This window comes from Pararobbsia alpina (assembly GCF_965118125.1).
GTDB lineage: Bacteria > Pseudomonadota > Gammaproteobacteria > Burkholderiales > Burkholderiaceae > Pararobbsia > Pararobbsia alpina_A.
In genome coordinates this window covers 2292027-2318752 of record NZ_OZ221288.1, presented here as the reverse complement: position 1 = coordinate 2318752, position 26726 = coordinate 2292027, and the positions used below count along the sequence as shown (strand labels likewise).

21 protein-coding genes are annotated in these 26726 nt (G+C 62.1%); 9 read left to right on the top strand and 12 right to left on the bottom strand.

The window, feature by feature from the left end; genetic code table 11:
• Positions 1 to 92 precede the first annotated feature (92 nt).
• Both xylF and xylB read right to left on the bottom strand, forming a co-directional pair.
• The gene (gene xylF, locus ACMFWR_RS28430; protein ID WP_413195717.1) at positions 93 to 1109 is read right to left on the bottom strand and encodes a D-xylose ABC transporter substrate-binding protein; all 1017 of its coding nucleotides are present in this window, start codon (positions 1107 to 1109) and stop codon (positions 93 to 95) included.
• A 257-nt stretch (positions 1110 to 1366) separates the two neighbouring features.
• On the bottom strand, positions 1367 to 2839 hold the full coding sequence (gene xylB, locus ACMFWR_RS28425) for a xylulokinase (RefSeq protein ID WP_413195716.1): 1473 nt from the start codon (positions 2837 to 2839) through the stop codon (positions 1367 to 1369).
• A 241-nt stretch (positions 2840 to 3080) separates the two neighbouring features.
• Between xylB and ACMFWR_RS28420 the strand changes: the two genes are divergently transcribed.
• The 4 genes from ACMFWR_RS28420 (at position 3081) to ACMFWR_RS28405 (ending at position 6118) form a co-directional block, all read left to right on the top strand.
• The gene (locus ACMFWR_RS28420) at positions 3081 to 4385 is read left to right on the top strand and encodes a XylR family transcriptional regulator (protein WP_413195715.1); all 1305 of its coding nucleotides are present in this window, start codon (positions 3081 to 3083) and stop codon (positions 4383 to 4385) included.
• 18 nt (positions 4386 to 4403) lie between these two features.
• Positions 4404 to 5459, top strand: coding sequence for an aldose epimerase family protein (locus ACMFWR_RS28415; protein ID WP_413195714.1), 1056 nt, complete (start codon positions 4404 to 4406; stop codon positions 5457 to 5459).
• A gap of 126 nt (positions 5460 to 5585) precedes the next feature.
• The gene (locus ACMFWR_RS28410) at positions 5586 to 5843 is read left to right on the top strand and encodes a hypothetical protein (protein WP_413195713.1); all 258 of its coding nucleotides are present in this window, start codon (positions 5586 to 5588) and stop codon (positions 5841 to 5843) included.
• Positions 5840 to 6118 (top strand): DUF4148 domain-containing protein, encoded by a 279-nt coding sequence (locus ACMFWR_RS28405; protein WP_413195712.1) that lies wholly within the window; start codon positions 5840 to 5842, stop codon positions 6116 to 6118. The genes ACMFWR_RS28410 and ACMFWR_RS28405 overlap by 4 nt, the downstream gene beginning before the upstream one ends.
• A 319-nt stretch (positions 6119 to 6437) precedes the next feature.
• Here the strand turns inward: ACMFWR_RS28405 and ACMFWR_RS28400 are convergent, their stop codons facing one another.
• Together ACMFWR_RS28400 and ACMFWR_RS28395 are read right to left on the bottom strand one after the other, a co-directional pair.
• Positions 6438 to 7319: an NmrA family NAD(P)-binding protein gene (locus ACMFWR_RS28400; RefSeq protein ID WP_413195711.1), complete on the bottom strand. Its 882-nt coding sequence runs from the start codon at positions 7317 to 7319 to the stop codon at positions 6438 to 6440.
• 163 nt (positions 7320 to 7482) lie between these two features.
• Complete coding sequence (locus ACMFWR_RS28395) at positions 7483 to 8055, bottom strand: TetR/AcrR family transcriptional regulator (protein WP_413195710.1); 573 nt, start codon at positions 8053 to 8055, stop codon at positions 7483 to 7485.
• Between the two features lie 421 nt (positions 8056 to 8476).
• Here ACMFWR_RS28395 and ACMFWR_RS28390 point away from each other — a divergent pair, with 421 nt between their 5' ends.
• Positions 8477 to 8755 (top strand): DUF4148 domain-containing protein, encoded by a 279-nt coding sequence (locus ACMFWR_RS28390; RefSeq protein ID WP_413195709.1) that lies wholly within the window; start codon positions 8477 to 8479, stop codon positions 8753 to 8755.
• A gap of 178 nt (positions 8756 to 8933) precedes the next feature.
• Here the strand turns inward: ACMFWR_RS28390 and ACMFWR_RS28385 are convergent, their stop codons facing one another.
• Positions 8934 to 10157 (bottom strand): MFS transporter, encoded by a 1224-nt coding sequence (locus tag ACMFWR_RS28385; RefSeq protein WP_413195708.1) that lies wholly within the window; start codon positions 10155 to 10157, stop codon positions 8934 to 8936.
• Positions 10158 to 10333: 176 nt separating this feature from the next.
• On the opposite strand from ACMFWR_RS28385, the gene ACMFWR_RS28380 reads away from it, so the two are divergent.
• Positions 10334 to 11287 (top strand): LysR family transcriptional regulator, encoded by a 954-nt coding sequence (locus ACMFWR_RS28380; RefSeq protein ID WP_413195707.1) that lies wholly within the window; start codon positions 10334 to 10336, stop codon positions 11285 to 11287.
• A gap of 12 nt (positions 11288 to 11299) precedes the next feature.
• Here the strand turns inward: ACMFWR_RS28380 and bluB are convergent, their stop codons facing one another.
• Entirely contained in the window at positions 11300 to 11977 is a 678-nt protein-coding gene (gene bluB, locus ACMFWR_RS28375) for a 5,6-dimethylbenzimidazole synthase (RefSeq protein WP_413195706.1), read from the bottom strand.
• Between the two features lie 313 nt (positions 11978 to 12290).
• On the opposite strand from bluB, the gene ACMFWR_RS28370 reads away from it, so the two are divergent.
• Positions 12291 to 13451 (top strand): histidine kinase, encoded by a 1161-nt coding sequence (locus ACMFWR_RS28370; RefSeq protein ID WP_413195705.1) that lies wholly within the window; start codon positions 12291 to 12293, stop codon positions 13449 to 13451.
• Here the strand turns inward: ACMFWR_RS28370 and ACMFWR_RS28365 are convergent.
• From ACMFWR_RS28365 to ACMFWR_RS28340, 6 genes are all read right to left on the bottom strand, one after another.
• Positions 13441 to 14421, bottom strand: coding sequence for a quinone oxidoreductase family protein (locus tag ACMFWR_RS28365; RefSeq protein WP_413195704.1), 981 nt, complete (start codon positions 14419 to 14421; stop codon positions 13441 to 13443). The two genes, ACMFWR_RS28370 and ACMFWR_RS28365, sit on opposite strands and share 11 nt — an antisense overlap.
• Positions 14422 to 14607: 186 nt before the next feature.
• Positions 14608 to 19524, bottom strand: coding sequence for a response regulator (locus tag ACMFWR_RS28360; RefSeq protein ID WP_413195703.1), 4917 nt, complete (start codon positions 19522 to 19524; stop codon positions 14608 to 14610).
• 417 nt (positions 19525 to 19941) lie between these two features.
• Entirely contained in the window at positions 19942 to 20484 is a 543-nt protein-coding gene (locus ACMFWR_RS28355; protein ID WP_413195702.1) for a TetR/AcrR family transcriptional regulator, read from the bottom strand.
• 121 nt (positions 20485 to 20605) lie between these two features.
• Entirely contained in the window at positions 20606 to 21913 is a 1308-nt protein-coding gene (locus ACMFWR_RS28350; RefSeq protein ID WP_413195701.1) for an MFS transporter, read from the bottom strand.
• 132 nt (positions 21914 to 22045) lie between these two features.
• Positions 22046 to 23395: a TAXI family TRAP transporter solute-binding subunit gene (locus ACMFWR_RS28345; RefSeq protein WP_413195700.1), complete on the bottom strand. Its 1350-nt coding sequence runs from the start codon at positions 23393 to 23395 to the stop codon at positions 22046 to 22048.
• Positions 23396 to 23577: 182 nt separating this feature from the next.
• A complete protein-coding gene (locus ACMFWR_RS28340; protein ID WP_413195699.1) occupies positions 23578 to 24246 on the bottom strand; it encodes a hypothetical protein in 669 nt (222 codons plus the stop codon).
• A 388-nt stretch (positions 24247 to 24634) separates the two neighbouring features.
• Here ACMFWR_RS28340 and ACMFWR_RS28335 point away from each other — a divergent pair, with 388 nt between their 5' ends.
• On the top strand, positions 24635 to 24802 hold the full coding sequence (locus ACMFWR_RS28335) for a hypothetical protein (protein ID WP_413195698.1): 168 nt from the start codon (positions 24635 to 24637) through the stop codon (positions 24800 to 24802).
• Positions 24803 to 25328: 526 nt separating this feature from the next.
• Positions 25329 to 26720, top strand: a complete 1392-nt coding sequence (locus ACMFWR_RS28330; RefSeq protein WP_413195697.1) for an OFA family MFS transporter — start codon at positions 25329 to 25331, stop codon at positions 26718 to 26720.
• Positions 26721 to 26726: the final 6 nt, after the last annotated feature.

Below are 26726 nucleotides of genomic sequence, written 5' to 3'. Positions count from 1 at the left end.
GAACGCGGCGCGCCGATCGCTCGGGCACGCCGCGCCTTGTATAGGTCGTGCATGGGCCGCCCGTGGGCGGCCGCAGACCGGTCTTGCGCCGATCAGTTACCCGACAGCTGGGCTTGCGTGTAGAAGCCGTCCTTGACGACCGTGTCGACGTTCTGCTTCGTCAGCAGGATCGGGTTCAGCAGGATCGTGTCGACTTGCTTCTTGCCGTTGTCGAGCTTGGTCGTGTACGACGGCGTTTCGCCCTTCGCGAGTTCGACCGACAGCTTCGCTGCTTCGCTGGCGATCAGCTTCAGCGGCTTGTAGACCGTCATCGTCTGCGTGCCGGCGACCACACGCTTCACAGCCGCGAGGTCGGCATCCTGACCCGAGACCGGCACCTTGCCTGCGAGCTTCTGCGCAGCCAGCGCCTGGATCGCGCCGCCTGCCGTGCCGTCGTTCGAAGCGACGACTGCGTCGATCTTGTTGTTGTTCGCCGTCAGCGCGTCTTCCATGATGCGCAGGGCCGTTGCAGCACTCCACTCCGGCACCCATTGCTGGCCGACAACCTTGATGTCACCCTTGTCGATGGCCGGCTTCAGGATCTTCATCTGGCCTTCGCGCAGGATCTTCGCGTTGTTGTCCGTCGGCGCGCCGCCGAGCAGGAAGTAGTTGCCCTTCGGTTGTGCGTTGTAGACGCCTTGCGCCTGCATCTCGCCAACCTTCTCGTTGTCGAACGTGATGTACGCATCGACGTCCGAATCGAGGATCAGGCGGTCATACGACACGACCTTGATGCCAGCCTGGTGCGCTTCGTTGATCACGTTGCCGAGTGCCTTCGAGTTGAACGGCACGATCACGATCACGTCGACCTTGCGCGAGATCAGGTTTTCGATTTGCGAGATCTGGCGTTCTTCGCTTGCGTCAGCCGACTGCACCGACACCTTCGCGCCGAGCTTTTCAGCTGCAGCGATGAAGTAGTCGCGGTCGCGCGACCAGCGTTCGACGCGCAGGTCGTCGATCGAGAAGCCGATTTCCGGGTGATCCTTGCTTGCGTGAGCCAGCGGGGCGGCGAGCGTGAGGCCGGCCACGACGGCGCCGTAAACCAGGCTTTGCAGTTTGTTCAGTTTCATTGTCTCCACTCCAGACGGAAAGGGTGATTGCTGCTCTTATGCTTGTTATCGCACGGGCTCTTCATTTTTCTGTTGCCAACTACACCTGCGTACAGCTTGATGCCGCTTGGTATCGCGGCTTGGTTGCGGCTTGGTACTGCATGTTGCTTCCCCTGCTTGTTGCATTCCTTGCTTGTTACTGCCGGTAGCGCGCATGGCGGCGCGCGCTACGTGACACCGCCTTGCGGCGGTGTCGTTCCTTCGCGTGAAACCCGGGCTCAGAACACCGGCTTGAGCGCCTCGTAGAGCTTTGCGAACGTCGGGCGACGTTCGTCGCGGTAGTACGCGTGACGCTTCATGTCCGGTTCGCGAACCGCGACCACCGGCGGCTGCGGGCACACGGCGTCGAGCGTCGCGCTCGGATCGACCGCGAGATGCGCCAGACGTGCGGCGCCCAGTGCCGGACCGACTTCGCCACCGGCGCGCAGCGTGAGCGGCATGCCCGAAATATCGGCCAGCATCTGCGTCCAGTACTGGCTGCGCGAGCCGCCGCCAATGACGGCGATCTCGTTCGGCTGCAGCACTTCATGAAGCACATCGATCCCGTCCTGCAGCGCGAAGCTCACGCCTTCGAGCGTCGCGATCGCGAGATCCGTGCGTTGCGTATCGGGCGTCAGACCGAAGAACACGCCCTTGGCGCGCGTATTGTTGTGCGGCGTACGTTCACCACTCAGATACGGCAGGAACCAGACCGGCGGCGCGCCGCTGCCTGCGCCATTGGCCTCGACATCCGCGAATAACGCACCGACATCGGGATATCCCGCAACGCGCGCCGTGAAGTCGGCACAGCCTGCTGCGTTGAGCATCACCGACATCAGATGCCACGTCTTCGGCAGCGCATGGCAGAAACTGTGCACGGCCTTGAGCGGATTCGAAACAAACCCATCCGACACCGCGAAATACACACCCGACGTGCCGAGCGAGAGCATCGCCTGGCCTGCCTTCGCAATACCGACGCCGATCGCGCCGGCCGCGTTGTCGCCGCCACCGGCCGCGACAGGAATCTCATTGAGGCCGAAGCGCTTCGCGACTTCCGGCGTCAGCACGCCTGCCGCCTGATTGCCTTCGTACAGCGCGGGCATATGGTCGACCGTCAGTCCACACGCGGCCAGCAGCTTCGGGCTCCACTCGCGCTTGGCAACATCGAGCCACAACGTGCCGGCCGAGTCAGACATATCGCTCGCGAAGATGCCGGTCATGCGGTAGCGCAGATAATCCTTGGGCAGCAGCACCTTGGCAATCCGGGCGAACACCTCCGGCTCGTGCTTGCGGACCCAGGCGAGCTTCGGCGCCGTGAAGCCCGGCAGCGCGAGGTTGCCCGTAACAGCGCGCAGGCTCGGTTCGGCGGCTTCGAGTTCGGTGCACTCGAGGTCGCAACGGCCGTCGTTCCAGAGAATTGCCGGACGCAGCACATCGCCCTTCGCATCGAGCAAGGTCGCACCGTGCATCTGGCCAGCAAGGCCGATGGCTTCGATCGATTTCGGATCGATCCCTGCGTTGCGTCCCGCTGCGAGCGTCGCATCGAGCGCGATCGCGAACGCGTCCCACCAGGCCTGCGGCGACTGTTCCGACCACCGGTCGTGCGGACGCTGTACAGTCAGGGGTGCAGTGCCGGTCGCGCGAACCTGACCGTCGCGGTCGAGCAGGACGGCTTTGATACCGGAAGTGCCCAGATCGATACCGATAAACATATGACGCAATATCCCTTGATAAATGGCGGTTCATGCTGCCAAAACGAGCCGATTCGGGCAATTACGAAATCGGCCATCCCGGGTGGCGTTTTATCATTTCGCAACGCGCCATTGGGCATGACCTTTTACAATGGGTTTCATTAAAAAGGCAGACAGGCAAAACCTTCGGGCAAACCCTGATTTACTGCACTGAATGGAGACAACGGCGAGCCCCGTCCCGCGAGGCTTCCCGTGATAATCGATGAAGAAAGCGCAAACGACACACCGTATCGCATTGCTCTTCAACGCGAACAAGATTTATGACCGCGAGATCATCACAGGTATTGGTAATTACCTGTTGTCGACACGCGTAGCCTGGGACCTCTTCCTCGAGGAAGATTTCCGGGCGCGCCTCAATGGCATCGAACACTGGGACGGCGACGGCATCATTGCCGATTTTGACGATCCCGCCGTGGCGGAAACGTTATCGAATTGCGATTTACCCGTGGTGGCGGTCGGTTCGTCCTATGAGGACACCACCTTCTATCCCGAGAAAGTACCGTATATCGCGACGGACAATGCCAAGGTCGTCCAGCTCGCCTACGACCATCTGATCGGTGCGGGCCTGCCGCGCTTCGCGATGTACAGCCTGCCGGAGAACCCGAACAATCGCTGGGCGCAGGAGCGTGAACACGCGTTCCGCAAGCTGCTCGCCGCCGACGGACTCGAAGGCGAAATCTATCGCGGCCTGTCGACATCGGCCTTGGGCTGGCACGAAGCGATCGAGCGCCTGCAGGCGTGGCTTGCGAGCCTGCCCAAGCCCGTCGGCGTGATTGCCGTGACCGATGCGCGCGCGCGTCAATTGCTCCAGGCCTGCATGCAGGCCAATATCCCTGTGCCCGAGCAGGTGGCGATTGTCGGCGTCGACAACGATCCGCTGACGCGCACGCTCACGCGCATTCCGATTACGTCGGTGATCCAGGGCGCCGAAGAAATGGGTCGCACCGCGGCCCACTTGCTGCATCGCATGCTGCTGGGTGCGCGCTTCCCCGGCACCGTCATTCGCGTGCCGCCGGTCGGCATCAACGTGCTCGAATCGACCGACCACCAGCCGCTCGCGAGCCCGTACGTCATGCGTGCGCGACATTTTATTCGGCAGTACGCTTGTCAGGGCATCAAGACCGAGCAGGTCGCCGACTACGTGGGCGTCTCGCGGTCATCGCTCGAAGAGCACTTCCGGCGCGAGCTTGGGCGCACGGTGCACCAGGAGATCCTGCGTCACAAGCTCGAGCACGCACAGGCATTGCTTGCGAAGAACGAAGTCTCGAATGCTGAAGTCGCGATCCGTTGCGGTTTCACTTCGGTGCAGTACATGTATGCGGTGTTCCGGCGCGAGCTTGACTGCACGCCGAAGGAATTCCAGGAGCGCCTGCGCGCCCAGGCGGACAGCGGCGAAGTGCCGGAAGACAACACACAAGGCAACACACACGGTGCGACGGTGCACCGTTCATCGCAAGCTGCGTCTACACTTGCGGACTTGGTCAAGACAGCCCAATCCCGGGCGTGATTTATCCACTATTTGAGCATGCGCACGAACACCATTGCTTCCGAAGTCTGGGGCGCCCTGCCGTCCGGCGATACGGTACGCCGCTTCACCCTGCGTAACGCGCAGGACATGAAGATCACCGTGTCCGATTTCGGCGGCGCGTTGCTGAGCTGGCACACGCCGGATCGATCGGGACGGCTTGACGACATCCTGCTCGGCCACGACACGCCTTCGGACTACTGGAACATCCGTGCGTTCATGGGCGCGCTGATCGGCCGCTGGGCAAACCGCATCGGCGGTGCCCGCTTCAAGCTCGACGGCATCGAATACACGCTCGATCGCAATGAAGGCAATAACCTGCTTCACGGCGGCACGACCGGTTTTGATCGTGGCCTCTGGGAAGTCGAGCCCGACAACGGCGGATTGCGGCTGCGATATGAGTCGCCCGAAGGCGATGCAGGCTTTCCGGGTGCGGTCGAAGTTGAAGTGCTGTACCAGCTTGACGACGACGGCACGCTCACGATCGATTACACCGGTGTGGCCGATGCGCCGACACCGCTGAATCTGACCAACCATGCGTACTTCAACCTAAGCGGCCGCGACCTCGATATTCGCGGACACATGTTGTCGATCGCAGCGGATCACTTCCTCGAAGTCGATGACGAACTGATACCGACGGGTGTCGCCGAAGTGACGGGCAGCGCATTCGACTTCCGGACATCGGCACCGATCGGCGCGCGGCTTGACTGGCCCCATACGCAATTGGCGCGGGCCGGCGGCTTCGATCATTGCTACATGCTGTCCGGAGACGTCGGTACGTTGCGTCACGTCGCAAACGTTTATGACCCGGCAAGCGGCCGCGAGATGGACGTAGTAACGACCGAACGCGGCATGCAGTTCTACTCCGGTAATCACCTTGAAGGTGTGCGCGGCAAGGACGGCGTGACGTATCGCAAGCATGCGGCGTTCTGCCTCGAAACGGGCGGGTATCCGAACGAGGTCAATAGCGCGAATCCGGCGCCTGCGATTATTCGTCCGGGCCAGACATATCGGCAAACGACGCAATATCGCGTGGGGTTGCGTAGCGAGGGTTAAGTTACGACGCGCGCGTCGCGTCGCGGGTCTCGCATTATCAGGTGGTCACGAAGGGCTGAGTTCTGTGTTGCACGGAACTCAGCCCTTTTGCATTGGTGATGGGTGATGTTCAGTGATGGGTAGTTAGTGTTGCTGGTGCTGGTGCTGGTGCTGGTGCTGGTGCTGGTGCTGGCGGAGCCGGTGGTCGCGGTTTTTGCCGGTTCATACGTCGGGTTGGGCCAACCGCCAAACATGCCCGTCGATGACGTTTTTGTCATAGTCATGTCAGCAGACAGTTGGAGCCCGGGTCGCATCATGCATCCCATGGTCAGACACAACGGTGAACGAAGCAAAACCCACGTGACGGACCTTCATCCAACTTTGCTCAGGAGTGCCACATCATGAAGAAGATCGCTATCGCCGCTTTCGCCGCCGTCGCTCTTTCCGCTGTCGCCGGCTCCGCTTTCGCTCAATCGACCTCGGGCCTGACCCGCGAACAAGTCCGCGCTGAACTCGTGAGCGCTCAACGCGCCGGCGTGATCCCGACCTCGGATACGCAATACCCGCCTACCGCCGACGAAGTCGCGCAGAACAAGGCGATGTATCAAGTGCAATTCGGCAAGTCGAGCGAACCGCAACGTTGGGTCGCAGGCACGTCGAGCCACGGCAATCAAGGCTGATTGAAGAGCGCGACTTCGACTTCGTCACGCAATGTCGTCGGGCGCTCGCTAAAAGCCAAGCGCCTGCGCAAAAGCCCGGCCCATCCTTGCGATGGCCGGGCTTTTGCGCAATTGGCGCCAGGCTACTGGCCCGAATGCTGACTCACCGTCGATTCACTCGCTGCTGCTCAATCGGTGACTCAATCGCTGGCAAGTTCGGTACGTGGACCTACCCGGCGATTGCCGGGCTTTTGCACACGAGGGCGGCAACGTCACGAACGTCGTCTATCGCGCAAGATGACTGGGCAGCGATCCGTTCTCGGATCGCGTGCCCGATCGCTTACGCAACAAATGCCGAGCGGTTGGCTTCAATGAACGCTTCTACGGTCTGTGGCGCCTTGCCGGTGATTTCGGCGATGACATTGTTCTCGCCTGAGAAGATGCCGTTCTGATAGTCCACGGCCACCTCCTCAAAGTGTTGAATCATGAATTCAGGCAGACGATACGACTCGAGCCGTTCGCGATACTCCTTCAGCGATGAAGGGCTGTAGACGATCTTGCGGCCGAGCAGCGTGCTCATCTTTTCTGCGATTTCGTCGTGATTCAGTTGAACCGGCCCGAACAACGGATAGGTCTTGCCGATATGCTTTGCCGGGTCAGTGAGCAGCGCCGCGATCACGCGTGCCTGGTCTTCTGCGGAGATGGGTGCATGACGTCCTTGACCGTAAGGCAGCGTGATCTTCCCTTCCTTGACGATCGAGTCCCGAACCCAAGGGAACACGAACCATTCGGAAAAGAAAGTGGGACGGATGTGAACAGTCGGGACACCCGACCAGTCCAGCACGCGCTCGGCGATCCAATGGTCGCGCGCGGCGTGACTCTTCGCGTCCTCGCGTGCCGAGATTTGCGACATATTGACGACGACCGAGAGATTCGCGCGGCGCGCCGCATCCGCGAAATACGCGGTTGCCTGGATGAATCCCGGGCGAACCGGATAGCACAGGTATGCGCCGTCGACACCTTGCGTGGCGCGGATGGCGTCGTCATGTTCGAGAAGATCGCCCACGATCACCTCGGCACCCAGCTTGCGCAACGATTCCGCGCGTTCGTCTTCGCTGTGAACGAGGGCGCGAACCGCGTGACCCGAGTCAAGAAGATATTGGACCGTATAGACGCCCGTCTTGCCGGTGGCTGCCGTGACCAGATACTTGCGTTGTTTCATTTCAAACTCCGTTTAAGGTTAGGTGCACTCGTCCTGAGTGCGGGGATTGCTGATACCGACGATGGCGAGTCACAGCCACAGCGTGTGATGCCATACTCAAATCGTGCATATGCACATGTAGATCTAAAAAAAAGCCACGGCATGCCCAACCCGCGGCCCTGACTCAATCAGCACCGAGATGCTGCTTCACCGTTTGCAAGACCGACGCAGACGCTTCCGGGTCGGCGATGATGCGTGACAGCGTCACTGCACCGATCATCGCCGCCATGGCGAACACGGCGTCGCTGTGTGATGCATCAGCGTTTCTCCGCCGGATCCGCTTGGCAAGTACGTCCACCATGTCGTTGAATCCTTTGGCCGCCGCTGCGCGCGTTGCCTCATCGCCGTGTGCCAGTTCGCTACCCATGCCCGCAATCGGACATCCGCCCGTCGTGCTGTCGCGGTGCGAAGTCGAGACGTAGCTCCCCACAATCGACTTGAATGCCTCCCCCTCGGCGGCCTTGCTTGCCGCGTCTTCGAAGGCCTCGATAACCGACTCGAATCCGACCCCGCATGCTTCTGCGACAAGCTGATCCTTTGATTCGAAGTGGCGGTAAAACCCGCCGTGTGTGAGCCCCGCCTCTGACATCAGATCGGACAACCCTGTTGCATGGATGCCCTGACTCCGAAACCGGCGAGCGGCAACCTCGACGATGCGGCGGCGTGTCTCTGCCGTTTCGAGTTTCGACTTCCTCATCACCTGTGCTCCTGAGCGACATCATGATTTAGATGATATGTATCATCTAAATGTGAGTCAACCCATTTTCTGGCGTAGCTTGCGCAGCGGTGTGAAAAACACTGTTCACGCCATCGAGGGGAATGCCTGCGATGTTCAACGGGTGCTCGCGTGTCCTGCCTGAGCGAGTGCCGCCGCGCTTAACGCCTAGCCCGTGCTTCGGCTTCAGCTTCGGCTTCGGGGTGTGCGTGTGCGTGTGCGTGTGCGTGTGCGTGACGAGAGGATTGCCCGGCAGGCGATCCCCATGACGTTTTTGTCATAGTCATGTCAGCAGACAGTCGGAGCCCGGGTCGCATCATGCATCCCATGGTCAGACACAACGGTGAACGAAGCAAACCAGCGTGACGGACCTTCATCCAACTTTGCTCAGGAGTGCCACATCATGAAGAAGCTCGCTATCGCCGCTTTCGCCGCCGTCGCTCTTTCCGCTGTCGTCGGCTCCGCTTTCGCCCAATCGACCTCGGGCCTGACCCGCGAACAAGTGCGTGCTCAGCTCGTCGATGCAGAACGTGCTGGCGTGATCCCGACCACAGATACGCAGTACCCGCCCACGGCTGATGAAGTCGCGCAGAACAAGGCGATGTATCAAGTGCAATTCGGCAAGTCGAGCGAACCGCAACGCTGGGTTGCAGGTGCTTCGAGCCGCGGCAATCAAGGCTGATTGACGAGACCGACTTCGACATCGATCCCGTCTCGCCAACGCATCGGGTGCCCGCTAAAAGCAAGCGCCAGTACAAAAGCCCGGCTCATCCCTGTGATGGCCGGGCTTTTGCGCAGTTGGCGACAGGTTACTGACCCGAACGCTGACTCAATCGCTGACAAAGTCAGCATGACGTCCCTTATGCTGGCGTGCTCGATAGCGAAGTGCATGCCTTGCCGCCTCGATGAGCAAGGTACCGCCGCGACAGAATCAGCATCCCTAGTCCTGCAAATGACAGCGCCGCAGAAACGAGCGCCAGCCACGCCACCCCGAAGTGATCGGCGACATGTCCGCCGAGACTCGAGCCCAACGCCACGCCGGCGAAGATCCCCGACGAATTCAGCGCGAGCACCATCCCTCGATACGGTGGTTCGAGTGATACCGCGCGCCGCATTTGCGACGGATAGAACAGATCCTGCGCAAGCGCCCACACGATCAACAGCGCGACCGCGGAATATTGAAAGACCGCGCCGTGTCCCCCGACAATCGACAGAGCGCCAAGCACGACAAACATCGAGGCCATCGCGCCGATCGAGACGAGCAACAATCGGTCCGCTGACCAGTGCTGCGAGGCCCGCTGTGCGATCAAGTTACCGACAATCCCCGTCACACCGAACACAAACAGCGCCGCCGCTCCCTGAGTCAGACTCGCACCGAAACACGCATGCAGCAGCGGCAGGATCAGCGTGTAGGTCGCGAAGAACGCGCCCGTCTGCAACAGCACCACGCTGAGCCCCGATGCCGTCGCCGGACGCGTCAGCAATTGAATCAGGCCCTTGGGCTCCATGCGAATCCCGTAGGTGGCATCGTCGACGACGGACACGATCCACCCTGCGCTTGCGATCGCAAGCGTCGCCAGCAACGCAAAGACGGCCCGCCAGCCCAATACGTGGGCGACCCATGCCGATACAGGCGCGCTGATCACGCTCGACAAAGTCACGCCCACAAATACGATGGCAAGCGCGCGTCCCTGCCGCTCGCCCGGCACCAGCCCCGCGCCGATCGCCGAGGCAAGCGGACTCACAGCACCGGCACCGATGCCCGCGAGCACGCGAAACACTAGCAACCACGCAAAATTCGGTGCCAACGCACACCCGATCGAGCCGATCGCCATGCCGGCCAGGCCCGCCAGCAGCAACGTACGCCGCCGCATATGCCCAAATAGCATCTGAAGCACTGGCGCGCCGACCGCAAACGTGATCGAAAATGCCGCGACAAGCAGCGCCACGTGTCCGGGCGTGACAGCCCAGTCGTGAGCCAATGCCGGCAAGGCACCGACCACGCCATACGACATGCTCCCTAGCGCGAAATTGGCGCTGGCCAGCGCCTGTAGCGGACGCCGCTCATGATGTGGAATCGACATGACCTATCCCTTTACAAAGCTGCCGCGCTTGCCGGGGTTCCAAATCAGGGGCTCGACCGACATCCCGATTGCCGGCCGCGAACCAGCCCGTTCGCCCCCGTTCCGCGCGCGAAAGCCACAGTGTCGGCTCAGGCTTGCTATATTTGAAATCGATCATCTGTATAGGAGCTATCCAAATGACGGATATGCCCAAGGGATTGCGCGGCGCCGACCTCGCACTGCTGGCCGCGCTCGATATGCTGCTCGAGGAATGCAACGTCACGCGCGCGGCCGCGCGGTTGCATATCAGCCAGCCCGCGCTCTCGGCCCAACTCGCGCGCTTGCGCCAACTCGTCGGGGATCCGTTGCTGATTCCTGCGGAAAGCGGCCGGGGCATGACGGCCACGGCGCGAGGACTCGCGATTCGCGCGCCCTTGAGATCGGCGCTACGGGAACTCAATGCCGTGCTGCAGAATGGCGCGCACTTCGACCCGGCGACGGATCGACGAACGTTCCAGATCGTCGCCAGTGACAACGGCTTCGTGATGGTCGGGCTCGACCTGATGCGACGCGTGACCGATCAGGCGCCCGGCATACGCCTCGGTTTTCGGAGTGCACCGATCGAGGTCGCGGCGCCGCTGCTGGAGCGTGGAGAAATCGACCTGATCGTCGCGGCCGCTTTTACGGTGCCGCGCGCGATGAAGCAGCGTCCACTGCTCAAGGACGGATACGTGATGGCACAGCGCAAGGGGCACCCTCGCGGACTCACGCCGCCGGATCTGGACAGCTACTGCGCACTCAGGCACGTGATCGTGTCAGGCGATGGTGGACATTTTCACGGCTTTATGGACGATCATTTGCGCGAGCGCGGACTCACGCGTGAGGTATCGATTTCGGTTCAGCAGTATCACCTCGTGCCACTCGTGCTCGAAGCGACGGATCTCGTCTGCACGTTACCCGAGCGCTTTTTGCGGCGCTTCGCGGACAAACTCGATTTGCTGCCGTTGCCGATCGAAGTTCAGGGATTCGAGCTCGCCGCAGCGTGGCACCCCCGGATGCAGGCTGACCCGGCTCATCAATGGCTGAGGGAGCAATTGACGGCGATTGCCGGAGCCGCGATGCAAACGAAAAATCCGGAGTACGTGGACTGAGCGTGTGAGGCGCTACGCCTTGTCGGGTGACTGAACAGGTTCGGTCGCAGCCGGTGCGGCCCACGCGTTTTCAAACACGCAAACATCGAGCTTGCGCCGCGTGTCCCAGCCTTCCGCCTCGAGCATCGGTTTGTCGTAAAACGCTTCGACGTGCCCCAGGCACAGGATCGCCAACGGCCTGGCACCCGCAGGCATGCCCAGCAATTGGCGCACGGCGTCTTCATCGAACAACGAAACCCATCCCATGCCCAGACCTTCCGCACGCGCCGCCAGCCACATGTTCTGAATGGCGCAGGCCACGGATGCGATATCCATCTCGGGCAATGTGCGCCGGCCAAACACGTATTTCTCGCGCCCGTCCATCAGCGCGACGACCAGCACCTCGCCGCACTCGCGAATCCCCTCGACCTTGAGCTTCATAAACGCATCTTCACGCTCACCGAGCGCCTGAGCAGTCGCCTGACGCTCCGCTTCAACGATTGCGTGCAACGCAGTCCGAATCTCGGGGCGCGTGATGCGGATGATCCGCCAGGGCTGCATATACCCGACGCTCGGCGCATGGTGCGCCGCACGAATCAGGCGATCGAGGGTCTGCGCATCCACCGGCCCGGGCACAAAGTGACGCATGTCGCGTCGCTCGTAGATCGCGCGATAGACGGCATCAATTTCGGGCTCGGTGAAGCGATTCATCTTTCAGGCTCTCGGTTGGGCGCGAGACCTGTGACTCAGCGCCGGATCGTTCGACATGGTACAGCGTCGGCAGCGATGTTCGATCGTCGGCCACATGAGGCAAAGCACTTCGACAATCAAATTCGGAAAACGCTGACAGCGAATGCGCCTTTCTCCGCTCTGCGTCGATAGTAAATTAATACCGGTCACTGCGAAGTCCATGCAATGCAGACAAGCGCGCATGCACGCGGACTTTACCTACTTCCACCCGCGTTTTTTCGTACGGGTACGAGGCGTCGCACGACTGCACTCGCCGCGGACCAGAGGAGAATCCATGCCCGAATCAACCGATCACGATGCGACCGATATGTACGGGGCGACGAGCGCGCACCGCCCTCACGCCGGCGCTCCCGCGCACTTGACCGGCTCTCCGCCTGCAGATGACGTGTCCGACTGGACTAGCCTGATCGACCGTTGGAAAGCAGCAGGAATCTATCCGTTCGACGGGGAGCCGAGTACTGCTGCCGAAACCGTCGAGCGAGAGATCTTTTCGAAAGTGGCGAGCGTCATCGCCACCCATCTCCCTGGGTTTGGTGCGGCTCCCGCAATGGACCGTGCCTTTCAGCTACGAATGCTGCGGCATGCAATCGAAACGCAGCCCAAGGCGCTCGCGCGCATTCTCGACGAGGTCCTGCATCTGCCTCGTGAGCAACAGGAATCGATCTCGGCGGTGCTGGCCGATACGTCTCTTCCAGCCGTTTGCAGCACCGCGAGCCTCGTTACGGAGCGATTGCGCTTTCTCTCGGGCCTCGAAGCCATTCTGTTCGACGACACGCCGCGAAAGCGAATCAAAGAGCGTTCTCAACTGCACCGGATTATTGCCGAGAACTGCTGGCTCTTCGGTGAGGACTTCACCCTGTCAGTCGATGATCGATCGTTGACTGAAGTGTTGCGCGCGCACAAGAGATTGCTCGGCGAGCATGTGGCGATCGATGAGCCGGTGCGCCACCCCACGCTGGGTGGCGGCATCGTCGATCTCATGTTGTCGAAGGCCACGCGGCTTCATCGACCGAGAACGTTGACGCACCTTGTCGTCGAGCTTAAGGCGCCGGGTGTCAAGATCGATGTTGCGGAAGTCGGTCAGATCGAGAAGTACGCCCGTACCGTGATGGACGATCCGCGGTTCAGGGAAGCGGGCGTGACATGGCAATTCTGCGTGATCAGCGATGAACTCGGCGAATACGTACCGTTTCGCTCATCGCTTGATGCGCCGGGCCTGATTTACCAACGACACGACGTCACCATTTACGCAAAGACATGGGCGCAGGTGATTGACGAAAACCGGTCGAGACTCAAGTTTCTCGAAGAAAAACTTGAGCTTCAGATCGACAAAGCGTCTGCACTCAAGCTAATGCACACGCGTTATGCCCGTTTCCTGAAAGAGGCGATTCCTGCGAACGCCTGGGGTGATCCAGCGACATCGCTCACGGCGTAATGACGATTGCCCCGGTTGTTGCACGGGACTCCGCGGCCCGATGCGCATCGGCGATATTCGCGAGCTCGAAGCGCGCGCCGATATGGGCGCGGATGATCCCCTGGGCGTATGCGTCGAACACGTCCGCTGCGTTCGCACGCAATGCCTGCACGTCGGCGTTATGGGGAAAGACCGACGGCCGTGTGAGGTAGAGGCACCCTTTGCGATTCAGCAGCTCGGTCTCGAACGGCGGGATCGGGCCCGACGCCGCCCCATACACGACGACATAGCCAAACGGCGCGGCAATATCGAGCGAACCCATAAACGTGTGTTGGCCCACCGAGTCATAGACGACACGCGCCTTCTTGCCCTGCGTCGCTTCGATGATCCGCTCCACCCAGTCACTCGCGGAATAGTCGATCGCGACATCGCAGCCAGCGTTGCGAGCCACTTCGCATTTCGCCGCAGAGCCCGCGGTACCGATCACCGTCGCGCCCAGCCCCTTGGCCCACGCACTCAGGATCTGGCCGACCCCACCCGCGGCCGCATGCACGACCACGATGTCGCCTTTCTGGATCGGATAGGTCTTCCTGACCAGATACTGCGCGGTCATCGCCTTGAAGAACAGGGCCGCCGCAACGTCATCGTCGACACCCGCCGGCACCTTGACGACCTTGTTCGCAGCGACGTTGCGCCGATCCGCATACGCACCGATGCCGGCATTCATATAGACGACGTGATCGCCCACGCGCACACCGTCGACGCCCGGACCCACCACCTCGACCACACCGGCCGCCTCGTGTCCGAGCCCCGTCGGCGTCGGCAGCGGATACTTGCCGGTCCGCTGATACACGTCGAGATAGTTGAACCCCAGTGCCGTCTGCCTGAGCTGAACCTCACCCGCAGCGGGCGCGGGCAGATCGAGCGTCACCAGCTTCATGACTTCCGGCCCGCCAAACGCCGTCAGTTGTACCGCACGTGCCTGCGTCATACCCCTCTCCTTTCGAGTTCCCGTTTCGATCGATGCTGCAAACGATCATAAGGGGATACGCATAACCGCTACGCCTCAGGGGTCATTGGTTTCGGGTCATTGACTCATTGCCCGCTGACTCGGTGGTCGTTGATTCATTGAGCGTTGATTCATTGGCCGTTGACTCATTAGCCGTTTATTCAGGCGTCATTGATCCGACAGCGCACGCAACAGATCCTCGATGTTGTACGGCTTGCGCAGATAGATGGCGTCGGCCACAGTGGCCCGCGCGCCCCCAATCGCCTCCTGCTCGTGTCCTGATGCGAAGATCACCCGAAGCCCCGGCTTATGCCGCCGTGCATTGATCGCGAGATCGATCCCCGAGATATCGGGCAAACCCACATCGACGATCAGCACGTCGACGGGCCGGTTCATCAATGCCTCCATCGCCGAAGCGCCATCCTGCGCCTCGGTGATATCGGCCTCGACGAGCCGAAGCATTTCGGCTGTCCCGGCACGCACCAGTTCATCGTCTTCGACGAGCAGGATCCTCAGGTTCTGGAACCGTCGATAGGGCTCGCCCGAACCGGGACCGGTGCTTGTGAGTACGGCATCTGCAACGTCTCGCTGCTGCTGGTTGCGCAACACATGCCGGATCTTGCGCGCCATCGCTTCGCGCGAATAAGGCTTGCTCAGAAGTTCGATCCCTTCATCGAGCCGTCCTGCGTGCACGATGGCGTTGTCGGTATAGCCCGAGGTAAACAGCACGGCAATATTGGGCAGACGCTCACGTGCCTTGCGTGCGAGCTCGGTACTTCGCATGGGCCCTGGCATCACAACGTCAGTGAACAGCACATCGATCGGCACGCCGCTTTCGATGATCGCAAGCGCACTTTGCGCGTCCTTCGACTTCAGCACGCGATAGCCGAGCTCCGACAGCAGATCGACAACCGTCGCGCGCACGTCCTCATCATCCTCGGCAACCAGCACGGTCTCCGTGCCGCCGCTGACGGGGCCGGTGTCGATGTCGGTGACCAAATCCTCTTCCTGTCGCACACGCGGCAGATAGAGCCGCACGGTGGTGCCGTGGCCGACTTCGCTATACAGCTTGACGTGACCACCTGACTGCCTGACAAAGCCATAGACCATGCTCAGGCCCAGGCCCGTGCCTTGCCCTTCGGGTTTGGTCGTAAAGAAGGGTTCGAACACACGCTCGACCAGATCCGCGGCAATACCGCTGCCCGTATCTGTGACAGCCATCATCACATATTGGCCCGGCGCGGCTTCGGGATTGATGCTCGCATAAGCATCGTCGAGCACGGCATTGCCGGCCTCGATGGTCAGGCGCCCATGCCCCTGCATCGCGTCGCGCGCGTTGATGGCGAGGTTAAGTAGCGCGTTTTCCACCTGGAACGGGTCCACGAGCGTGTTCCAGAGACCGCCCGAGACGATCGTTTCGATTTCAACGCCATCCCCCAGTGCGCGCCGGAGCATATCGTCGAGCCCCCGGATAAAGCGGCCGAGATTGACCACCTTCGGTGCGAGCGGCTGCCGACGCCCGAATGCGAGCAGTTGCGAGGCGAGCTTCGCGCCTCTGGACACGCCTGCAAGCGCATTGCGTACACGCTGCTCGGGCTTGTCCATGCCCGCGACGTCCTTGATCAACAATTGCAGATTGCCGCCGATCACCTGAAGCAGATTGTTGAAGTCGTGGGCGACACCGCCCGTGAGCTTGCCGATCGCCTCCATCTTCTGCGCGACGCGCAAGGCTTCCTCCGCGTGCCGCAGCGCGTCGCGCGCTTCGCGGTCGGCGGTGACATCACGCCCGACGCCGTGCAGGCGGGTGCGGTCCTGATCGACGGACAACGTCCATGCGATCCATCGCCAGGTCCCGTCCGTGACCTGCATGCGCCCTTCGAATCGCACAGGCTGGCCACGCTCACGCAGCTCCTCGAGCTTCGACGTCACCAGCGCGACATCCTCGGGATGCGAGAACACAAGGTAGTGGGTGTTGAGCAAGACCTTGTCTTCGTGCCCAAGCGTGCGTATCCACGACGGGCTCACACGAATCAGGTGGCCGTCAAAGTCGGCAATTGCAAGCAAGTCCTCGCTCGTTTCCCACAAGCGATCGCGTTCGGCGAGCGCTTCGGCAATACGCTGCTCAAGCGTCTCGTTGAGCGTGCGAAGCGCGACCTCTGCCTTGGCGCGTTTGCCGATTTCGTTCTGGGCGTTGCCAAACAGGCGCGCGTTATCGATCGCCGCGGCCGCTTGGGCGGCAATGCCGACGACAAGGCGCTCGGCGCGCGCATCGAATACGCCAACGTTCGGATGACCGAAAAAGAGCCCTCCGACAACTTCACCCGTACGCGAGATCACCGGCGCCGCGAGGTAACTTCTCACCGGAAGGTGGCCTGCGGGCATGCCCTTGTGAGGATGGTTCTTGCCGTAGCGCTCGTCACGTGTGATGTCGTCGGAACGTACGATCGACTCGCCCGTGAAAGTCGGCGCAAACACCGCTGTGTTGCGTGGCATCGGGAATCGCTCGAAGGCCTCCCTTGGCACACCGGAAAGCGTATAGAGCGTATAACTTTCGCCGTTCTGATCGAGCACGTTATAGAAGAACGCGCCGAACGCCGCGCCGGTCAGCTCGGTCGCCGCATCCGTCACGACCTGAACGGCGCGACCGAGATCGAGCTCCGCGGCGACGGCCGTGCCGACGCGATTCAACATCTCGAGCGTATGCGCGTCTTCTCGCAAGTTGCGTTCGGTCTCCCGCCGCAATCTTGCAAGTTGCAAGTTACTGGCGACACGCGCGAGCATTTCGCGCGCCGAAAAAGGCTTCACGAGATAGTCGTCCGCGCCTGCCTCAAGTCCACCGACTTTCGCTTCCTCGCCCGCACGCGCGGAAAGCAGCAACACAGGCGTATCGGCGAGCTGAGGATGCGCACGGAGCGCGCGCAACAGGCCAAAACCGTCGAGCCTGGGCATCATCACGTCGGAGAGCACGATATCGGGTTCGAACTGCGTCATGAGTTCGAGCGCCGCCTGGCCATCGGACGCAATGGCCACCGTGTAGCCCGCCGCAGTCAGAATACGGCGCATGTAGTCGCGAAGATCCGCGTTGTCGTCGGCGACCAGAATCCTGGCGCGCGCTTGATCGCGATCGGTCGCAGAGACGGCGGCATGCATGCGGTCGCTGCGGGCCGCCACGATGTCGCTGGCAGTCTCACCGACGCTATGCGCGTCGAGGCTCCCGAAAACGTCCTCGCCGGCAGGCGCGTTTGCAGCCAGCCATCGCTGGGCTGCCACCACGAACTCGTGGGCGTCGACGCTGGCGCCTGCGAGCGTCGCTGGCGTCAGCCCTTCGTGTTCAGTCGACGCGGCCACCGGCATCGACACCACGAATGTCGTACCGGCACCGGGCTCGCTCGTCGCGCGAATGGTGCCCCCGTGCAGCCGGATCAGCTCGTGAACGAGCGCAAGGCCGATCCCGCTTCCCTCGATCGAGCGACCCGCGGCGCCGGCGACGCGATGGAATCGTTCGAAGACACGCGGCAACTCGTCCGCCGGGATGCCGATTCCGGTGTCGGACACGCTGACGTCGACGGTGTCCGCCGCGTCACCTGGCGCGACGCGCACCTCGATGCGGCCCGAGAGCGTGAATTTGAACGCGTTGGAAATCAGGTTCAGAACGACCTGTTCCCACATTTCCGTGTCGACCATCACGACACGGGTGCCGGGAGGGCAGTCGACGACAAGCTCAAGCCCGGCTCGTTCGATCGTCGACCGAAACAGCGAAGCGAGTTCGGCCGTGAAGAGTCCGATGTCGGTCGGGACCCGATGCATATCGATGCGGCCCGACTCGATGCGCGAGAAATCGAGCAGCGCGTTGACGAGCTTCAACAGCCGCAGACCGTTGCGATGCGTGACTTCGACGAGTGCCCGCGTTTGTGCAGGATCGGACCCTTGCGTCTCGGGCTCGTTCAGCAGTTCTTCGAGCGGCCCGAGCATCAGGGTCAGTGGTGTGCGGAATTCGTGGCTGATGTTCGAGAAAAACGTCGTCTTCGCGCGATCGAGTTCGGCGAGCGCTTCGGCGCGCTGACGCTCCTGATCGTAGGCTTCGGCGTAGCCGATTGCACTCGCGACCTGTCCCGCGACAAGCGAGAGAAAGCGCTGATACCCATCGTCGACGAGGCGCCACGGATTGAGCGCGAGGACCAACACGATCTGTCTAGCCGTCTCTCCGGGCGGCGAAATCGACAGCAGCACGGCCTGCGTCGGCGGCCGCGACCACGGCCCACTCGGCAGCGCCATCTTGAATCGCTGCGAGAGATCGGTCACGAGCACCATGTCGCGGCCTCCGCCCAACAACGCTTCATAAGGCCAGACGCGGTTATGAGGCCCTTCAAGCCGTGCGGGCGCGGCCGGATGATCGCGCTCGATCCCGCACGTCGCCACGAGTTCGAGCTCTTGACCCGTGTCGCCTGCGTAGAGCAGCGCAAATGGAATATCGCTCGGATTGGTGCGCAACGCACTGACGCTCGTCTCGCAGGCCTGCAGCCAGGTCCGTGCGTCGGCTGCACCGGTCGCGAGCTCGCGCAGCAGCGTCAACTGGCGCTCGCCAAGTACGCGCTGCGTATCGTCCGTGTTCGCGCAGATCATGCCGCCGGTCGAACCATCGTCGTCCGGCACCGGGCTATAGGAAAACGTGTAATACGTTTCTTCCGGATAGCCGTTGCGCTCCATGATCAGGAGCTTCGCTTCCGCATAGGTGCCCTCGATCCCTTCGAGCGCCGTCGCCAGCATCGGCCCGATGTCGTCCCAGATCTCGCTCCAGACCTGACGCGTCGGACGGCCCAGCGCCCACGGATGCTTGCCGCCGATGATCGATTTGTACGGATCGTTGTAAAAGAAGGTCAGTTCCGGACCCCAACCGATCCAGATCGGCTGGCGCGACGTCAACATGATACGTAACGCCGTCTTCAGGCTCTGAGGCCACGTCTCGGGCAGCCCGAGCGGTGAAGTCGACCAATCATGCTCGCGCAGCAGACGCCCCATCTCGCCGCCGCCCGCGAGAAAAGCTCGCAAGTCTCCGCTTTCCGCAGTCTCGGAATGGTCCAGCATGCTTCTTGGATCCTTATCGTCTAACGTTGTGCAGCGCTCAGTCGCAGCATGCCCCCGGCACGCCGCGACGCCAGACACCTGATTGTTCTAATACTTGGCTGTGCGCGTCGAATAAACCCGATACTTCAGAGGCGTCGCATCCGCTCGCAATGCGCAGATACCGTGCCGGAGGTCGGCAGGCTGCATCGCGCGCGATGACGAAAAGGCGATTTATTGTGGAGGTCGTTATGGTCGATCATGATACCCGACGACCGTTGGCGCAGTACGCGCGGCAGCACGCATGGCTTCGGTCCACAACGGGCATATTTACCGCGTGCACAAGCGCCGCGCCATCGATCGGCACAGTTGACAGGACGAAGCGCAACGCCGCTTCGATCGCCCTATATCGATGGCCAGTCGCCGATCGTCAACCGTCATTCATCCATCGATTCCGAGCGTGCGGAAGCACAGGCGCTCGACCCGCTCGATCAGGCGTGTGCGATTCAAGCGCTTCTCCGTCGAGTACGCGAGGTCGACGACACTGTGAATGCCCGTAAAGAGAAAGACCGCGGTCAGGTGCGCATCGTCGACAGTCCAGGCGTGCACGGCAACGCCCGCTTCGATCAATGCGGTCAGGTGATCGATCACGACGTTTTCCACGAAACCTTCGCGCGCGGGAGGCCGTGACTCGTAAAAGACGACGTCGTGAAGGCGAATCGAATCGAGATATCCAGCGACGAAGGTGCCCCCCCAGCAAGCCAGGCGAGCCCGCACGTCAGCTTCGGATACAGCGGACAACGCATCGGTCAAACGCGCGACCAACTGCTGTCCGAACCGCTCGCCGAGTGCGGCCAGCAAATCGTCCTTCGACGAAAAGTGCAGATAGAACGTCCCTTTGGCGACATCAGCGCCTGAAGTGATCTGCTCGATCGTGGTGGCCGCAACACCCTGCTCCAGGAAAATGCGCTGCGCGGCGTTCATCAGGTCATCGCGGCGGGCTTCCGGCGATTTGGTGCGGGGGCGCTGCGGATTCGTGGCTCGCATCAGGATGAGAAGGATCGACGTCGCGGTAGGACATGGTGCGTAGCATACGCCGACTCCCTCATCCGCCTTCGTCAAGGCGATCGGCGTTTCGAAGTTCGGGATAGCGCCATGCCCATACGCCGGTCACCGCGAGAGAACCCAGGCCGCCCAGAACCGCGGCTCCGACCGGGCCGAGAATTCTGGCCGTCACACCCGTCTCGAACTCACCGAGTTCGGCCGACGCCCCGATAAACAAGCCGGCAACGGCGGACACCCGTCCGCGCATGGCGTCCGGCGTCATGACCTGCACCAGCGATTGCCTCACGTACACGGACACCATATCCGCAGCGCCGAGCACAACGAGCGAACCCAGGGAGATCCAGATCGATCGCGAAGCGGCAAAGACAAGTGTCGCGGCGCCGAAGACGGCGACACCCGCGAACATCCAGCGACCGGCGTGTCGATGCACCGGTGCGCGCACAAGAATCACTGCCATCACCGCCGCGCCGATCGCGGGTCCCGAACGCAACACGCCAAACCCATGCGCGCCGATGCGAAGAATATCGCTCGCAAATACGGGAAGCAGCGCTGTCGCACCACCAAGCAGCACCGCAAACAGGTCGAGCGAGAGCGCGCCGGCAATCACGCGATGCGTGCGGATGTAGACGAGCCCCTCGCGGATGAGCTCAAGGTGAGAGCGCGAGGAGGCAGGCGGCCGCGTCGAGGTCCGCACGGCGACGATCGACAGCGTGGCGAACGCGTACAGGAGTGCGGCACCCGCATACGCATAGCTGACCGCGATCGCACACAGCGCACCGCCGATCCATGGGCCGACAATCGAACTCATCTGGTCGCCGAGCGAGCTCCACGAGACCGCCTGGGGTATCCGGTGACGAGGTACCAGCATCGGCGCCATGGCACCCATCGCCGGAGACAAGAACGCGCGCGAGGCGCCAAACACCGCGGCCACGCCATACAGGGCCGCCCATTCGACAACGGGCCGCATCGCGAGCCACATCAACAGACACGCACAGACGACTTCGACCGACAGCGTCACGACGACGATGCGTCGACGCTCGGCGCGATCCGCGAGCGCGCCCGCGAACAAAGCAAGCACGAACAACGGTACAAACTGCACGAGTCCGATCATGCCGACCAGAAATGTGCTTTGTTCGACACCGTGCGAACGGCGCGCGACCGTATAGACCTGCCAGCCGATCGCAACGCTTTCTGCCTTGACGGCCAGCTCCGAAGCGACGCGCGCAACCCAGAACAGCGAAAAGTCACGTCCGAGCCACGCGGTCGGCACGGGTGGCACGGGTGGCGCAGTCTGAGCGACCGTGTCGGCCCGCGAAGCGGCCGGTGCGGGTGAGTTCGACGGGTCCATCGGCCACCTCCATCCTCGTTGCCGTGCGCGACGCGAGCGGCATGTCCGTCTGATGGTAGGTCACTGACTGGCGGTCAGTCAACTACGAGTTTGTGCGTCCGCCCTCACGCGCGTTCAGCTCGGCCCTGCGATCTAGGCAGGCACGCGCGACGCTGTCGCGGGCTGGTGAGGCGCCTCACCAAGCCGGCGGCGCACGAAGTTCACATGTTCACGAAGGACATAGAACGCATCGGCGTGCGCGAGCGGCATTTTCATGCGGTTGATCGAGCCTTCGATATGGTCGAGCTGATGCAGAAGCTTCGCTCTTTGCTCTTCCGTCGCGTTGTCGTACGCGCTGCGTTCGATGGAAATCAGCGCGCCGTACCAGCGATAAATGCGCGAACGCACACGCCACGTATAAACCGCTGGCACAAGCCGCAACGCGGGGAACAACAAGACGAGCACCGGCACGAGAAACACCAGTGTCCGGTCGACGACGCTGGCCAGCCAGAACGGCAGTTCCCGATACAGAAAGCCCTTGCCTGACTTGTAGTAGCGAACAGCGTCATCGCTGATCCGGAACTCACGGACCGTCGGGTTCGGAAACTCACCGGCATGCTGCAGCAGGTCGGACTTGCCGTGCACCTCCTGCGCCGCTTCGATCAGCAGGTCGGACAGCGCCGGATGCAGGCTTTCACGTGCAACAAGTTCGACGGTCGGACTGATCAGGCGCACCGTATGGTCAGGCTCGTTGCGCCCCAGGTCCAGCACCCCGGGCGTGATGTCAATTTCGTTCAGATAGGGAAACCGTCGCGTGTAGGCGTCGGCCTGAACGAAATCCAGGACCGAAATACCCGGCTGCTCAAAAACCCTCAGCATCATGCCTCGCGTGGCTGAATCGCCATTGAGCATGGCGACATCGACGGTTCCGTCGGTCAACGCCTTGGCCGCCGCATCGCCGTCCAGCGGCAACAGTGCGGTCGCGCCGCCCGGTTCGATGCCATTGGCCTTGAGCAGGCTCAACGACATCACCCGTGTGCCGCTGCCCTCACGTCCCACCGCGATACGCCGGCCGGCAAGTTCCGAAAGACGCGTAACACCTTGCCCCCGATACAGCACGATGATCGGCGCATAGAACATGTTGCCGAGCGACATCAGCGACGTCGTGTCGAGCCCGGCGCCCACGCCACCTTGCACGAGGGCGAGATCGACCTTCTGCTTCTTGTCGAGCAGCTTGTGCAGGTTGTCGAGCGAGCCCTCCGAAGGCAGCACGACGAGATTGATGTGATTGCGCGCCAGGATCTGGCGATAGCGCTTGGCCACCACCATGAACGAGCTGTCGCGCGGCCCGGCGCTGATCGTCAGCGTCGACGGGGGCGCAGGGTCGACGAACCAGACAAACAAGCCGACCGCGAGAATGACCAGCGCGATCAATGGTCCCAGCGAAAACGCATAGTCTCGCCAGTGGTGCGAGGAGGACTCGTGTGCGTCGTTCCGTTTCATGATCGGTCTCGTTGTCAGTGGGCGCCATTGCAGTGCAGCACAACGATGCGAGAGATGCGTCGAAGCGTGAGCGAGCAAGGCTCCGTCCGGGTGAGGGATGCAGAACGCACACTAGCAGATCGAGGTCGCGGCGGGCAGAACGGCAGCCGTCGCGATGCCGCCGATGCCTCGGCGGCGCAATCTCACTCGGGCATGTTGCCTTCGGCCTGACGATGCGCGGGCATCGGACGCTCGGCCGACGCTTCGTGAATCGCATGCCCCTGACCGGGCACAGGACCGTGATGCGGATCAGCATGCGGCTGCCCGCCATTTCCGGCAACGTGCGCATTCGGCACGCTGCCGGGATGCGCGCCATGTGCACGTGCATCCGCATGCGCACGCTCGACGGCGCGATTCGCCGCGTCGTTCTGTGCACGATTTGCGGCCTGGGCGCGCGCGATGTGCGCCTGCTGCTCACGGCGCAACTGGTCGTGCCGGATCGCTTCGAGACGCGCCGTTTGCTCGCGCGCGCTGTAGTGCGCGGGCGGCGGACCACCGCGGTGCGCCATGACCGAATGCAGATTGTCGCGGCGATGGAAGATCTCCTGACGGCGATCTCCGTGTGCATAAAAGTGCCGATGACGGTGTCCGTCCGACCCCGTCACCCAGATATAGGTGCTCCCGCCCACGAACACGATATCGCTATCGAGCGCGGCTGAGATATAGACGTCGTTCGGCTCGGCGACGACCTGCTCCTGTATCGCGGGCCTCACGACCACCGGCGGCGGCGGTGCCGGCTGCGCGGCGACGACGACCGTCGGTCGCGCGGCAGGCGGCGCAGGTTGACTGACGACGCGTGGCGGTGTGCTCACGCAACCTGCGAGCACGACTGCGCCCGCGACACCTGTGACTAGAGACGCCCATCCCGTAGATTTCAAACGATGCCCCCGCAGGCGAATTGAATGATTTTCGGGATTAACGGCGCAGGAAGTTGATTCTTGAGAACCCGGAGGAAAAGTTTTCCGGTGGTGTGCACGAATGCAATACGCCCCGCATGTTTCGTTGAATAAAACTAAACACCCAATCGTCACGCGTGGTCGATGCCACCCGACGCCAGGCCCGGCGCCCCTTCGAGCGCGGGTCGCGTTCACCTGCGGTTCGCTTCGCGTTTGCTATCCGATTGCCCTTCGTCGGCCTTCCCCTGCCCGCCTGGCACAACACATGCTCGATTGGCCGCATGTTGATCACTCGGATAACACCATGACGCTGCTCGTCTATCTCGTAGGCTGGCTGATCTTTACCGCGGGCGTATGTTGGGCGTTGGTCTCAATGCACGTCGCACATCATGCTGTGGCCGTCACAGCAGTCATCATGGTCGGCCTCGGCGTGTTGACCGGTGCGACACGCGCCCGTACGCGTGATCGGTAGCGGGTCGCGAAGGTTTCGGAGAGGCGGCCCGAGCGCCAGCGGCCGCCGTTTACAGCTTCGCGCTCGTCGCCGAGGCGCGGCGGCCCGTGCTGGCCAACGGCCTCCCCGAGACGCTGCCTGATCACGCCGCCATTGTTTCCCGCTTTACCCGCGTTTTTCGATCATCCCGGCTTTTCACTGACTCCCCGTCGTCTCGCCTATCGGGGGCTTCACCGCACCCCATGCGTGCGTTACGGTGCTTCCCGACCGAACCTGCCGCTCAGGGTATCGCTCGCCGCGTCTTCTATCCGTCGCTCGGGCGCGACAGGCCGATACACCCCTATTACGTCACATCGTGATACATATCAAACTGTGGCCTCGACGCACACAGATCCGTGCTTGCCTCCGCCGATCCCTGCATGCGGCCGACCGATGAAGACGATACGGCGCAAGCCGGCCACTGTTTACTAAACAAGCTTAATGCCTCAAGAAAACAGCTGACCCGCCGTAATTATCGTAAGCCCTTTAACGGAGACTCCTTACTGCCATGAGCAGCACTACACAGACAAACACTGTCTCAACGCCGTTTTTCTCCAAGGCCGCTACCGTCGCTCAGCCGGGTTTTTCGCGCTGGATGGTGCCGCCTGCCGCGCTGGCGGTCCATTTGTGTATCGGCCAGGCCTACGCGTTTTCGGTGTTTAACGGTCCTTTGACCAAGCTGATCGGCGTCACGCAGTCGGCGCCCGATGACTGGTCGCTGACCACACTCGGCTGGATCTTCTCGCTCGCGATCGTATTTCTCGGCCTGTCGGCAGCTTTTGCCGGCAAGTGGCTCGAAAAGGTCGGACCGCGCCGTACGATGTTCACGGCGGCCTGCTGCTTTGGCGGCGGCTTCCTGATTTCGGCGCTTGGCGTCCACCTGCACCAGATCGTCCTGCTCTATCTGGGCTATGGCGTGGTCGGCGGCATTGGCCTGGGTCTCGGCTATGTGTCACCGGTATCGACACTGATTCGCTGGTTCCCCGATCGCCGCGGCATGGCAACAGGTATGGCGATCATGGGCTTCGGCGGCGGCGCGATGATCGCGGCCCCGTTGTCGGTGATCCTGATGAACCACTTCAAGACCGACACGAGCGTCGGCGTCGCCGAGACGTTCGTCGTGCTGGGTGTTGCGTACTTCATTTCGATGTCGATCGGCGCGTTCGCCATTCGCGTGCCGCCGGCGGACTGGAAGCCTGAAGGCTGGACGCCGCCGGAAACGTCGAACAAGATGATCACGCGCAATCACGTGCATATCGATCAGGCACTCAAGACGCCTCAGTTCTACCTGATCTGGCTCGTGCTGTTCCTCAACGTGACGGCCGGCATCGGCATTCTGGGCCAGGCATCGGTCATGATCCAGGAAAGCTTCAAGAGCACGGTCACCCCCGCTGCCGCAGCAGGCTTTGTCGGCCTGCTGTCGCTGTTCAACATGGGCGGCCGCTTCGTGTGGGCATCGGCTTCGGACTATATCGGCCGCAAGAACACGTATTACGCGTTCTTCGCGATCGGCGCCGTGCTGTACTACCTGGTGCCGACGTTCGCGACGACCGGCAATATCGTGCTGTTCGTGCTTGCCTACTGCCTGATCCTGTCGATGTATGGCGGCGGCTTCTCGACGGTGCCGGCCTACCTTGCCGACATGTTCGGCACCGCATTCGTCGGTGGCATTCACGGCCGTCTGTTGACGGCATGGGCAGCAGCCGGCGTCGCAGGTCCGATGCTTGTGAACTACATCCGCGCGTATGAAGTGGCCAATGGCGTGGCGAAAGCGGATGCGTACACGATGACGGTACACATCATGGCCGTGCTGCTGGTGATCGGCTTCTTCTGCAACCTGCTCGTCAAGCGCGTCGACGCGAAGCATCACGCGACGCAAGCGCAACTGTCGGGCAACTGATCACGG